Source organism: Peteryoungia ipomoeae, assembly GCF_004912165.1.
Taxonomy (GTDB): domain Bacteria; phylum Pseudomonadota; class Alphaproteobacteria; order Rhizobiales; family Rhizobiaceae; genus Allorhizobium; species Allorhizobium ipomoeae.
Genome location: NZ_STGV01000001.1, coordinates 217,793 through 230,458, shown reverse-complemented (window position 1 = coordinate 230,458; position 12,666 = coordinate 217,793). Strand labels below are relative to the sequence as shown.

Below are 12,666 nucleotides of genomic sequence, written 5' to 3'. Positions count from 1 at the left end.
GCTTTGCATGGCCAGCATCGGTCGGATCGCGGGGCGACAGCCGATTACGGCTGGAACCTGCAGGCGATTCGAGCCGTGCTCGATTGGCCACGGTCAGCCGGCGACACCACCAGACCGAGACAGGAGACCCGAAATGAAATGCCCTTGCCAATCTCGCCCGCGTCCGGCAGCGCCATCCGCAACGGCTCAGAGCGCAGAAACAAAAAAGGCCTCGCCCCTTTATGCAGGAGCAAGGCCTTGATGAACGATGGTTCGAGCGATCCCTCGAGGTTATACCGGCACAGCCCCCATGAAGGGCGAAACTTCGCGTCCCGGCATGAAGATACCAAGCCGCTTGATTTCCCATTCAAGCTTGACGCCCGAGGTTTCAAACACACGCTGGCGCACGGTCTCGCCCAGATATTCCAGGTCGTAGCCGGTCGCATGGCCGACATTGATCATGAAGTTGCAGTGAAGCGACGACATCTGCGCGCCGCCAATCATCAGGCCGCGGCAGCCAGCCTCATCGATCAGCTCCCAGGCCGAGTGGCCCTCCGGGTTCTTGAATGTCGAGCCACCGGTCTTTTCCTTGACCGGCTGAACGGTCTCACGGTGGTGGCGAACCGCGTCCATATCGGCCCGGATCTTGGCCTTCTCCTCCGGATAGCCTTCAAACAGCGCATGCGTGAAGATGAGGTCGGAAGACACGGCGGAATGGCGGTAGCTGTAGCCCATATCGGCATTCGACAGCACATGCACATTGCCCTGGCGGTCGACAGCCTCAACCTCGACCAGCCGGCCTGCAGTATCGCCGCCATTGGCACCCGCATTCATTCGGACAGCACCGCCGATGGAACCGGGAATGCCGTAATAGAAGTGGAAGCCGCCGATATTGTTGTCCATGGCCATCGCGGCGATGTGCTTGTCCGGGCAGATGGCGCCGGCGCGAATGCGGTTCTCGCCCGCCAGCTCAACCTGGCCGAAGCCCTTGGCCGACAAGCGAATGACAACACCTGGAATGCCGCCATCGCGCACGAGCAGGTTCGATCCGACACCAACCACCGTCATCGGCACGTCTTCAGGCACGAGCTTCAGGAAGGCAATGAGATCATCGCGGTCATGCGGCTGAAACATCAGTTCGGCAAGCCCACCGGCCTGGAACCACGTGACGCGATCCATCGGTGCATCCGGCGTCAGACGCCCCTTGAGCTCATCGACCCCTGCGCCCAATCGGGCCAGCAGCTTTTCCCCATCCACCTGTTTCATTCAAGACTTTCCCGCAATTGCATCCAGCTCGGCCGGCAAGGCGGCCGCCCATTGTGTAATATTACCTGCGCCCAAGAGGACCACGAAATCACCAGGCTGCGCAATGCCCGCAACGAGCGAGGCAAGCTCTTCCGGCCCGGAAAGGTAGCGCGCGTCCCTGTGACCGCCAGATTTGATCCTCGACACGAGGCTTTCCGAATCAAACCCTTCGATTGGCTCTTCGCCCGCAGCATAGACCGGCGACAGGAAAATCGTGTCGGCATCGTTGAAGCAATTGGCGAAATCGTCAAACAGGCTCGCGAGGCGCGAATAGCGATGCGGCTGGTGGACGGCAATAATCCGGCCCTTGCAGGATTCGCGCGCAGCTCTCAGCACCGCCTTGATTTCCACGGGATGGTGTCCGTAGTCGTCGAAAACTTGAACATCGTTCGATACGCCCGTCAGCGTGAAACGACGCTTGACCCCGCCAAAGCCACTCAATCCCTTGCGGATGTCGTCCTCGGAGATGCCGAGACGATTGGCCACCGCAATCGCAGCGCATGCGTTGGAAATATTGTGCCGTCCCGGCATCGGCAGGACGAGATCCTTTAAGTTGAAAATCCGTCCAGTCCGACGGCGGCGAATTTCCACGTCGAAGATCGAACGCGTGCCGTCGAGACGGACATTGGAAAATCGGACATCGGCCTGCGGATTTTCCCCATAGGTGATGACCTTGCGGTCCTCGATCTTGCCGACCAGCGCCTGCACTTCCGGGTGGTCAAGGCACAGAACGCCGAAACCGTAGAACGGCACGTTCTCAACGAACTGCCGGAAGGCAGCGCGGGCATTGTCGAAGGTGCCGTAGTGATCGAGATGCTCAGGATCGATATTGGTGATGACGGCGACGTCGGCTGGCAGTTTCAGGAAAGTGCCATCGGATTCGTCGGCTTCCACCACCATCCACTCACCCTCACCCATGCGGGCATTGGTGCCATAGGCATTGATGATGCCGCCATTGATCACAGTCGGATCCAGGTTTCCTGCTTCCAGCAGCGCCGCAACCATCGAGGTGGTCGTGGTCTTGCCATGCGTTCCCCCGATCGCAATCGCATTGCGGAAACGCATCAATTCGGCCAGCATTTCCGCGCGACGCACGATGGGCAGCGACTTCTCCCGCGCCGCAATCAGCTCCGGATTGCTCTTCTTGATTGCCGTCGAGACAACAACGACCTCCGCCTCGCCCAGGTTTTCAGCGGCGTGACCGACAAAAACCTTGATGCCCTTGGCGCGCAACCGCTGGACATTGGCGCTCTCTGACTGATCGGATCCCTGCACTTTGTGCCCGAGATTGTGCAACACCTCCGCGATGCCGCTCATTCCGATCCCACCGATCCCGATGAAATGGACCAATCCGATTGTCTTCGGCATTTTCATTGTTGTGTTTCCTTTGCATGGCCAGTGGCCTTGCCGGTCGCAATAGCCTCAACCAGGTCGGCGAGCAAGACAGAGGCGTCAGGCTTGCCGGTCCTCTTCGCTGCCGCCGCCATCTCCGACAGACGGCTTGGCTCCGACATCGCATCTTCGATGAGCTTTGCTATCCGCTCCGCGGAAAGCTCCGCCTGCGGGATCACCAAGGCTCCCCCTTGCGCCGCCAGCGCCGCAGCATTCGCCGCCTGATCGTGGTCAAGCGCGTGCGGATAAGGCACGAGAATGCTCGGTCGCCCGATGACGGCAAGTTCCGACACGGTTGATGCGCCAGACCGGCAGATCACCAGCTGGGCAGCAGCAAGGCGACTTGCCATGTCGCCGAAGAAGGGCGCAATGTCGGCCGTCACACCGAGGGCGGCATAGTTTGCGCGCACGAGGTCCGCATCATCAGGACGGGCCTGCTGCGTGAGGACGATCCTTTGCCGCGATGCCTCGGACAGAAGCTTGATCGCAGCCGGCAAGGCTTGCGAGAAGAATTGCGCGCCCTGGCTCCCACCGAAGACGACGAGATGGAAAGGTTCGCCCGGAGCCGAGGCGCGGTAAGCGACCGCAGCACTCTCGATCACGGCGGGCCGAACGGGATTTCCGGTCAGAACCATCTTTGCGGCATACGGCCCTGACGGCGCGAGAAAACCACCGGCAATCGCCCGCACACGCCCGGCCAGCAGCCGGTTGCCACGCCCCATCACGGCGTTCTGCTCATGAACCGCCGTCGCCACGCCAAGAGATGCAGCCGCAAAGATCGGCGGCACCGTCGGGTAACCACCGAAGCCGATGGCTGCCTTCGGCTGAAACCGCGCCACAAGACGGCGCGCTTCGCGATAGCCTTGCCACAGGGTCCACAAGGCCCTGGCAATCGACAGAGGGTTCTTTGAACCGATCGTCGCCGAGCGAACGGTATGGATTTCGTCTGCAGGAAACTGGCCGGCAAACCGTTCGGCGCGCTTGTCCGTTACAAGATGAACAGCCCATCCCCGGCGCTTCAACTCATGCGCCAGGGCTTCAGCCGGAAAGAGATGGCCGCCGGTACCACCGGCGGCAAGAAGAATATTGCCTTTGGACATAGGTCTACTCCGCAGGAACGCCGGATACGGAACGGAAGAGACCGCGTTCCTGGGCGCGTTTCTCTGGCCGACGTCGCGTCAGCGCGAGGATGAAACCCGCCGTGACGCAGATGGCGGTCATTGATGACCCACCGTAGGAAATGAGAGGCAGCGTCATGCCCTTCGCAGGCAGAAGCTCCAGATTGACGCCAATGTTGATGAGCGACTGAACGCCCAGAAGAAGGACCAGTCCCGAAACGGCCAATCGGTTGAAATCATTGCGCTCGCCAAACGCGTGGCTGAGGCCACGCAGAACGAGGAACGCAAATATCGCGACGAGCGCCATGCAAAAGACTATGCCGAATTCCTCTGCCGCCACCGAAAAGATGAAATCGGTATGGCTGTCGGGAATAATCCGTTTCACGATGCCCTCACCCGGCCCCTGCCCGAACCAGTCACCGCGGATAATCGCCTCGCGTGCAGTATCCACCTGGAACGTATCACCCTCACCTGTCAGAAAGCGGTCGATACGGCCGGCCACGTGCGGCAAAGTATAATAGGCGCCGAAGACACCAAGGACGCCCACCCCGCCCAGGACCACGATCAGGAGCCAGGGCATGCCAGCCATGAAGAACATGGCGCCCCACACAGTGCTGATCAGAATGGTCTGCCCAAGGTCCGGCTGGGCAATCAACAGGGCGACCGCAATGCCAAGCAAGAGAACGGAAAAGAGATTGCCGGGAATTTCCGGCTGGCGCGCGTGTTCGGCAAACAGCCAGGCACAGATAACGACAAAAGCCGGTTTCATGAATTCTGAAGGCTGAATGGTAAGCCCTGCCAGCGAAAGCCAGCGCCGACCGCCCTTCACCTCAACCCCGATGAAAAGCACCAGCACCATCATGATCAGGGAGACAGCAAGCAGAACCATGGCCGTGCGGCGCACCTGGCGGGGCGACAGGAAAGACAGCCCCACCATGACCGACAGCGCTGGCAACATGAAGACGCCGTGACGCTTGACGAAGTGGAAGCTCTCAAGCCCCAACCTTTCGGCAACCGCGGGGGAAGCGGCAAACGAGAGCATCAGACCGATCCCCATCAGCAGGATGAAAATCCCGAGGAAAAGGCGATCAATCGTCCAGAACCAATCTGCAACCGGTCCTCGCTCTACGCGGCTCACCATGTCATTTCACTCCTGTGGAGGACGTTTCGACCAGCATGGAAACCTCCGCTAGCTCGGCGACATGTCCGACAAATGCCTCGCCGCGGACTTCGAAATTCTTGTACTGATCGAAGCTTGCGCAAGCGGGAGAGAGCATCACGACCGAACCTTCGGTATCCGCGTCTGCATCCTTGGCGGCATGGGCCAGCGCACGATCAAGACGATCGGATATCTCGAAGGGCACGCGATCCCCCAACTGCGCTGCAAAGGAAGAGGCCGCCTCACCAATGAGGTACGCCTTCACTATGCGCGGGAAAAGTGGTGCGAGGCTTGCGATACCACCTTCTTTCGGCAATCCGCCGGCAATCCAGTAGATCCGGTCATAGCTGGAAAGGGCTGGCGCCGCCGCCTCCGCATTGGTCGCCTTGCTATCGTTCACGAACAGCACCTGCCGGCGCCGTGCGACCGGCTGCATGCGGTGTTTGAGGCCCGGAAAGCTTTTAAGGCCAACGCGGATCTCCTCAGCCGAAACACCGACCACCAGACAAGCCGCAATCGCGGCGGCCGCGTTCTGCGCATTGTGGCTGCCACGCAGCGTTTGGATCTCAACAAGCTCGGCAATCAAGCTATTTTTGCCCTGCTCGGCCAGGTGGATTGCGCTGCCTTCCGCATACAGCCCGTCTGCCAGCGGCTGACGCTTGGAAATGCGGATCACCTTGGTACCGGCACGATCGACACGGTCAGCGATCAGCGCACAATAGCTGTCGTCGACACCGATAATGGCAGTTTGCGCCCCGGCAACCAGCCGTTCCTTCACATCCGCATAGTGCTGCATCGTGCCATGACGATCGAGATGATCGGGCGTGAGATTGAGAAGGATTCCCGCTGTCGGATTGAGTGTCGGCGCAAGGTCGATCTGGTAGGACGAGCACTCCACGACGAAATACCGTCCGGGCTGCGGCTCATCGAGTGTGAGCACTGCGCGTCCGATATTTCCACCCAATTGCGTGTCGCGTCCGGAAGCGGAGAGAATATGGGCAATCAGCGCGGTGGTCGTCGATTTGCCGTTTGTGCCGGTAATCGCGATGAACGGACTGTCTGGCGCGCGGGCGCGCCGTTCGCGCACGAAGATCTCGATATCGCCGATGATCTCGACGCCCGCTGCCTTTGCATAGGCCACCGTCCAATGCGGCTTGGGATGGGTCAGCGGCACACCGGGAGACAAAACGAAGGACGAGATCCTGGCCCAGTCTATCGTGCGCAGATCGGACGTCGTGATCCCGACGGATGCGGCGCGCGAAACGCTGTCGGGATTGTCATCCCAAGCAAGGACGTCGGCGCCGCCGGCAATCAATGCCTGGGCAGTCGCAAGTCCGGACCCGCCAAGCCCGAACAGCGCGACCTTTTTTCCCTTGAATGTCGTTGCCGCAATCATCTGGTGCTCACCGCAGTTTCAGGGTGGAGAGACCCAGCATCGCAAGGCCAACGGCGATGATCCAGAACCGGATCACGACCTGGCTTTCCGTCCAGCCAAGCTTTTCGAAATGGTGATGGATGGGGGCCATGAGGAAGACGCGCTTGCCGGTCAGCTTGAAATATCCGACCTGGATAATCACCGACAGGGTCTCCATCACGAACAAGCCGCCAATGATTGCCATGACGATTTCATGCTTCGTCGCGACCGCGACCGAACCGATGAGACCTCCAAGCGCAAGCGACCCCGTGTCGCCCATGAAGATGGCGGCCGGCGGCGCATTGAACCAGAGAAACCCGAGACCGGCACCGATGACGGCGCCGAGCAGCACCGCGAGCTCACCCGTCCCTGGAACAAAATGGATCTGCAGGTAGTTGGCAAACACCGCATTGCCCGCGAGATAGGCAATCACGCCGAAGGAGGCGGCGGCAATCATCACCGGCACGATGGCCAGGCCGTCGAGGCCATCGGTCAGATTGACGGCATTGCCGGCACCGACGACGACGAAACCACCGAAGACGACGAAGAAGATCCCAAGGTCGAGCACGTAGTCCTTGACGAAAGGAAAGGCCACCGAAGAGCCGAAGGTAGAGGCCTGCGGCGCGGAGGCAAGCGCTGTTGCCATCATGAAGTAGACCGCAATACCGGCAATCACGAACTCGATGCCGAGCCGAGCCTTGCTGGAAAAGCCCTTGTCGGTCTGCTTCGTCACCTTGAGGTAATCGTCGTAAAAGCCGATTGCGCCAAAGCCAAGCGTCACGAGCAGCGTCGCCACGACATAGAGGTTCGACAGATCCGCCCAGAGCAGCGATGACACAACGATACCGGTCAGGATCATCAACCCGCCCATCGTTGGCGTACCGGCCTTCTTGAAATGCGTCTGCGGCCCGTCAGCCCGGATCGGCTGGCCTTTGCCCTGACGCACCCGCAGCGAAGAGATCATCGCCGGTCCGAAGAGGAAAACCACCAGAGCCGAGGTGAACAAAGCCGCCCCGGTTCTGAAGGTGATGTAACGGAACAAATTGAAAAACTGGAAGTGGTCGGCCAGTTCGACAAGCCAAATCAGCATTGGAGCCCTTTCGAAAAGCCCGGATTAAAACTGGCGCTCCGTGTCGGGGAACGATGGATACTTGTCAAGCAAACCCTGAATGATCTTGCCGAAACCGAGACCAAACGAAGACTTGACCATCACCACGTCGCCCGCGCGCACGTGCTCCAGAACATAGGGAACGAGATCCTGCGTCTCATCGAAATGCGCGACAGAGACGGTTTCGGGCAAGGCATCGCGCAAAGCCGTCATTTCCGGCCCGCCGAGCCAGACATCCTCAATGCCCGCTGCCAGCAGCGGCGCGGCCAGGTCCGCATGAACCGATGGCGAAAACTCGCCCATTTCCAGCATGTCGCCGAGGACCGCGATCCGCCGCCCGTCCCCTTGCGGTTTCGCCCCGGCAAGGACGGCGATGGCAGCGCGCATCGACGCCGGGTTCGCATTGTAGCTTTCGTCGATCACGGTCAGCATGCCGCCAGGGATTCGAAGCCTGTGCCTCTCACCCCGGCCTTTTACGGCACCAATGCCGGAAAAGGCAGCGACAGCCGCGGGCACATCGGCACCGACAAGGGCCACCGTCGCCAAAACCGCCATCGCATTTTCGGCCAGATGACGCCCCGGCGCCCCAATCGTCACCTCATGGGTTTCCGAGCCGAAGACGGCCCAGAGTGTCGACTGTTCGGCGGCGCCGTCAAATTCGGCCAAGCGGAAGTCGGCCTTGGCATGCTGCCCGAAACTGTGAACATGCTCTATGCCGGCTTTGCGCGCCGCCAGTTCGAGCTGGTCGAACTGCGCATTGTCGCGGTTGAGGATGACGTCTCCGCCAGCAACAACGCCCTCGAAAATCTCGGCCTTGGCGTCAGCGATTTCCTCGACATTTGCAAAATTGCCGAGATGCGCCGGCGCGATCGTCGTTATGATCGCAACATCCGGGCGGACCATGCGCGACAGCGGGCCAATTTCACCAGGATGGTTCATACCGATCTCGAACACACCAAAACGGGCATCGGCGGGCATACGCGCAAGCGTCAACGGAACGCCCCAGTGATTGTTGAGCGAGGCGACCGCGGCATGAACCTTGCCGGAGGGCTCAAGCGTTCGGCGCAGCATTTCCTTCGTCGTCGTCTTGCCGACCGAACCGGTGACAGCGATGACGGTGGCCGCGCTACGATCGCGAGCCGCAATTCCAAGCTTCTGCAGTGCGACGAACACGTCCTCGACGACAATCATAGGCGCGGACAAACGTCCAAGCGCCGGCAGTTTGGATTCGGCCACAACCAGCAAGGCGGCGCCATTGGCAATGGCGTAGCTTGCGTAATCATGGCCGTCGGTCTTGTCGCCCTTGATGGCAAAGAAGGCGTCGCCCGGACCGATCGTCCGCGTGTCGATGGAAATTCCGGTGATGCCGGCCGGCATGATGCCAATCGGCCGCCCCCCCATCGCCGCAACCATGTCGCTTGAGGTCCACAGCATGCTCACCGGCCCATCTCCTCAAGCGCCTTGCGAACTTCCACATGGTCGGAGAACGGATGCGTCTCAGTCCCGATGGTCTGACCTTCTTCGTGGCCCTTGCCGGCAACGATCAGCGTATCGCCAGGTCCCAGCATACCAACGGCCTCGCGGATTGCTTTTGCGCGATCTCCGATCTCGATCCCCTTGGGTGTCGCGGCCATGATTTCGGCGCGAATGGTTTCGGGCACCTCCGAACGAGGATTGTCATCGGTGACGATCACGATGTCGGCGAGCCGCGTCGCGATTTCGCCCATGATCGGTCGCTTGCCCTTGTCACGGTCCCCGCCGCAACCAAAGACGACGACAACGCGGCCCGTGGTAAAGGGTCGTACGGATTGCAGAACATTCTCAAGCGCGTCCGGCTTGTGGGCATAGTCGACATAGGCAAGCGCGCCAGCCTTGGTCTGCCCCACCAGCTCCAGCCGCCCGGAAGCTCCCTGAAGCTGCTCGAGCGCCTTGAGCGCCACAGGAACGGAAACACCGGTCGAGATCGCAAGACCTGCCGCCACCACCGCATTGGCAATCTGGAAATCCCCCGCCAGTGGGATATGAACTTCGTAGATGTCGTCGCCATGGTGGATCTCGGCCACCTGCTTGTGCCGAGAATGCTCGACACGCTTCAGTGTTAGAAACGTTCCCTTGCGGCCAACGGTCAGGATCTGATGTCCCGCCTCACGCGCCACGCGAATGGCTTCATCCGACCAGACGTCGTCAGCATAAATCACCGCTGGCGCGCCCTTCGGCAAAAGTTCGCGGAAGAGCCGCATTTTCGCGGCCATATAGTCCTCGACGGTCGGATGGTAATCCATGTGATCGCGACCGAGATTGGTAAAGCCGGCTGCAGCCAGCCTCACACCATCGAGACGGTGCTGATCAAGCCCGTGGCTTGAAGCCTCCATAGCGGCATGGGTGACACCCTCATCGGCAAGCGCGCCGAGGAGTTCATGCAGAGAGATCGGGTCCGGCGTGGTCAGCGAGCCGTAGTCGTTCCGGCTTGGCGAAATGACGCCGGTCGTGCCGATCTGTGCTGCCGGATGCCCGGCCCTGGCCCATATCTGCCGCGTAAAGGAAGCAACGGACGTTTTGCCGGCGGTTCCCGTAACGGCGACCATGGTCTCCGGCTGCCGTCCACCGTGACGAGCAGCGGCAAGTGCGAGGAAGTGCCGCGGATCCTTGACGATTACCACCGGCACGCTGACGTCGAGCGCATGGCTGGCAACGATTGCAACCGCACCATTTTCAACGGCCTGTCGCGCGTAACTCGCGCCATCGGCCTTCACGCCGGTCAATGCGAAAAACAAGGTGCCGGGCACAACCTTGCGACTGTCAGACGACAAAGCCAGGATCTCGACCTGGCCGCAGCCGCTCTGCGCGACCTCATCCTTGAAATCCTCACCCGCGAGCGCGCTCAGTAACATGTTGCAGTCCATCCTCATGGGAAACGGGGCGAATCGCCCCGTTATCCGAAAATCTGATCAATAAGAGACGAGCAATGCTGACCCGTCTTCCCCGAATTTCGGTTCTACACCGAGAATTGCGGCGCTTCTGCGGATGATGTCACCCACCATCGGTGCCGCACTATTGCCGGCGAGCGCTGCACCATTGCCCTTGTCAGTTTTGGGCTCATCAATAAAGCTCAAAACGACATAACGCGGATTGTCGATCGGAAAGGCTGCAAGAAAGGCATTGAAATTCTTGTCGTTGACATAACGGCCATTGACGACCTTGTCGGCGGTACCGGTCTTGCCACCGACATCGAAGCCCTCGACCCGGGCATTCTTGCCCGACCCCTTGATACCGTTCCAGCGGAACAGAAACCGCATGTCTGTGCTGGTCGCCGGATCCAGGACCTGCTGGGCGATCTGGTCCGCCTGTTCGCGCGTGCGCGGCAGGAAGGTCGGGTTGAGCAACTTTCCACCATTGACGAGCGCAACGCCAGCCACCGCCGTTTGCAGGGGGGTCGTCGAGACACCGTGACCGAAGGAAATGGTGACGGAATTGATCTTCTTCCACACGCGCGGCTGGGACGGCATCGCCACTTCCGGCAATTCCGTCTGCATGCGCGTCAGCAGTCCGATACGGGTCAGGAATTCCTTGTGGGCGTCCGTTCCGACCAGATCGGCGATCTTCGCCGTGCCGATGTTCGATGAATACTGGAACACCTCAGGCACGGTCAGAATGCGGTTCTTCCCGTGGAAATCCTTGATGGTGAAGCCGCCGAGCCTGATGGGATACCGCGCATCAAGCGTCGAATTCATGTTGATCTTCTTGTGATCCAAGCCCATCGCGACCGTGAACGACTTGAATGTCGAGCCCATTTCAAAGGTCGCGTTGGCCATACGGGAAAGCCACCCCTCCTCCGACCCGACAGGGTTGTTCGGATCATAGTCGGGCAGAGACGCCATTGCGAGGATTTCACCCGTATGCGCGTCGATCACGACGCCGCCGGCACCGATTGCCTTGAACTTGTCCATCGCCTTGACCAGAACGTCGCGCACGATGTTCTGGACGCGCAGATCGATCGAGAGCTTGACCGGCTCCAGCGGCGCATCGGTCGTCATGCCGAGTGCGCGCAGGTCTGCCATGCCCTGGTTGTCGATATATTTCTCCATGCCCGTCATGCCGCGGTTGTCGATATTGACGTAACCAACAACATGCGAGGCCGTGGGGCCGCCTGGATAGAAACGGCGCTTTTCGGGGCGGAAGCCAATTCCGGGAATGCCAAGCGCCAGAATCTGGCTCTGCTGCTTGGGCGTCAACTGACGCCGCAGCCATTGGAAACGGGAATCCGAGGAGAGCTTGCGGTAGGTGTCGCGAACGTCGAGATCGGTGAGCACCGTCTGCAACCGTTCAACGGCTTCGTCGGCATCGACAATCTTGTGCGGCTCTGCAAACAGCGAGACCGTGCGAATATCGGTCGCCAGCACCTCCCCATTGCGATCGAGGATATCGGGCCGGGAAGCCATCAGCCGGTCGGCAGGCAGAATGCTGGAGACGGTTTCGGGCTGCGCATAGCCATACTGCACCAATCGGCCGCCGATCACGGCATAGACGAGGCAGAAGCCGGCGATGACAACACCGACGCGATTCTTCGCCATCTGCGACTTGCGCTTACCGGCGCCCTTGATAGTCAGATTGTTGGCGGTCACGCCGCCGCGCTGCCCATCGGTGGAAAAATGGGCCCGGCTTTTCAGGAGCATGATGCGGGAAAGAAATGTCATCAGCGTTCCACCGATCCTGTCGTGATGATGTCCCTGATGGGATCTGCGGCATTGCCATCTGCAAGAATGGCAGCCTCGGCCTCAGCCGCCAGCTCCGCCTGCAAGGCAGCCTCAGCCTGAGCCTTGGCCTCCGCTTCGGCAGCCAGGGCCAGTTGCGCCTCGCGCTCCGCCTGCGCCTTTTCCGCCGCGAGGATGGCCTCGGGCGTTTCCGCCTTCGGCATCGGGAGTTCAACCGGGCGCGCCAGTTGCGTGGGGGCCGTAGGCTCCAGCTTCAACTCCTCATGATAGGCCTGCACGAGGCGCTCGAGCCGGTTTGGCTGGGTCAGCAGGGCGCGGTCCGCCTTGAGCAGATCGATCGTATCCCGCTCCAGCTTGATCTCCGCTTCCAGGCGACGCACCTCTTCCGCCTTGTTATCGGTGTCATGCTTGATCTTGTAGGTAACGGTCGCCGCCGTCAGCATCGCGCCGACAAGAATAAGGTCGAAGGTCTTCAACAT

The 12,666-nt window shown here is 60.5% G+C and carries 10 protein-coding genes; all 10 read right to left on the bottom strand.

The window, feature by feature from the left end:
- Positions 1 to 270: 270 nt before the first annotated feature.
- From murB to ftsL, 10 genes are read right to left on the bottom strand one after another with little or no spacing between them, the layout of a single operon-like run.
- The gene (gene murB / locus FAA97_RS01085) at positions 271 to 1,245 is read right to left on the bottom strand and encodes a UDP-N-acetylmuramate dehydrogenase (RefSeq protein ID WP_136596685.1); all 975 of its coding nucleotides are present in this window, start codon (positions 1,243 to 1,245) and stop codon (positions 271 to 273) included.
- Positions 1,246 to 2,658 (bottom strand): UDP-N-acetylmuramate--L-alanine ligase, encoded by a 1,413-nt coding sequence (murC, locus tag FAA97_RS01080; protein WP_136596684.1) that lies wholly within the window; start codon positions 2,656 to 2,658, stop codon positions 1,246 to 1,248. It lies immediately after the preceding gene.
- On the bottom strand, positions 2,655 to 3,776 hold the full coding sequence (gene murG, locus FAA97_RS01075; protein ID WP_136596683.1) for an undecaprenyldiphospho-muramoylpentapeptide beta-N-acetylglucosaminyltransferase: 1,122 nt from the start codon (positions 3,774 to 3,776) through the stop codon (positions 2,655 to 2,657). Before murG ends, murC begins: the two co-directional genes overlap by 4 nt.
- Positions 3,777 to 3,780: 4 nt before the next feature.
- The gene (gene ftsW, locus FAA97_RS01070; RefSeq protein WP_136596682.1) at positions 3,781 to 4,935 is read right to left on the bottom strand and encodes a putative lipid II flippase FtsW; all 1,155 of its coding nucleotides are present in this window, start codon (positions 4,933 to 4,935) and stop codon (positions 3,781 to 3,783) included.
- 1 nt (position 4,936) lies between these two features.
- Positions 4,937 to 6,349 carry a UDP-N-acetylmuramoyl-L-alanine--D-glutamate ligase gene (gene murD, locus FAA97_RS01065; RefSeq protein WP_136596681.1) on the bottom strand — a complete coding sequence of 471 codons (1,413 nt, stop codon included), beginning with the start codon at positions 6,347 to 6,349 and terminating at the stop codon, positions 4,937 to 4,939.
- A 7-nt stretch (positions 6,350 to 6,356) separates the two neighbouring features.
- The gene (gene mraY / locus FAA97_RS01060; protein ID WP_136596680.1) at positions 6,357 to 7,457 is read right to left on the bottom strand and encodes a phospho-N-acetylmuramoyl-pentapeptide-transferase; all 1,101 of its coding nucleotides are present in this window, start codon (positions 7,455 to 7,457) and stop codon (positions 6,357 to 6,359) included.
- 24 nt (positions 7,458 to 7,481) lie between these two features.
- Positions 7,482 to 8,915, bottom strand: a complete 1,434-nt coding sequence (locus FAA97_RS01055) for a UDP-N-acetylmuramoylalanyl-D-glutamyl-2,6-diaminopimelate--D-alanyl-D-alanine ligase (RefSeq protein ID WP_136596679.1) — start codon at positions 8,913 to 8,915, stop codon at positions 7,482 to 7,484.
- Positions 8,912 to 10,366: a UDP-N-acetylmuramoyl-L-alanyl-D-glutamate--2,6-diaminopimelate ligase gene (locus FAA97_RS01050; RefSeq protein WP_136596678.1), complete on the bottom strand. Its 1,455-nt coding sequence runs from the start codon at positions 10,364 to 10,366 to the stop codon at positions 8,912 to 8,914. The genes FAA97_RS01055 and FAA97_RS01050 overlap by 4 nt, the downstream gene beginning before the upstream one ends.
- Positions 10,367 to 10,423: 57 nt before the next feature.
- The gene (locus tag FAA97_RS01045; RefSeq protein ID WP_136596677.1) at positions 10,424 to 12,169 is read right to left on the bottom strand and encodes a peptidoglycan D,D-transpeptidase FtsI family protein; all 1,746 of its coding nucleotides are present in this window, start codon (positions 12,167 to 12,169) and stop codon (positions 10,424 to 10,426) included.
- Positions 12,169 to 12,666, bottom strand: coding sequence for a cell division protein FtsL (gene ftsL / locus FAA97_RS21200; protein WP_246041308.1), 498 nt, complete (start codon positions 12,664 to 12,666; stop codon positions 12,169 to 12,171). Before ftsL ends, FAA97_RS01045 begins: the two co-directional genes overlap by 1 nt.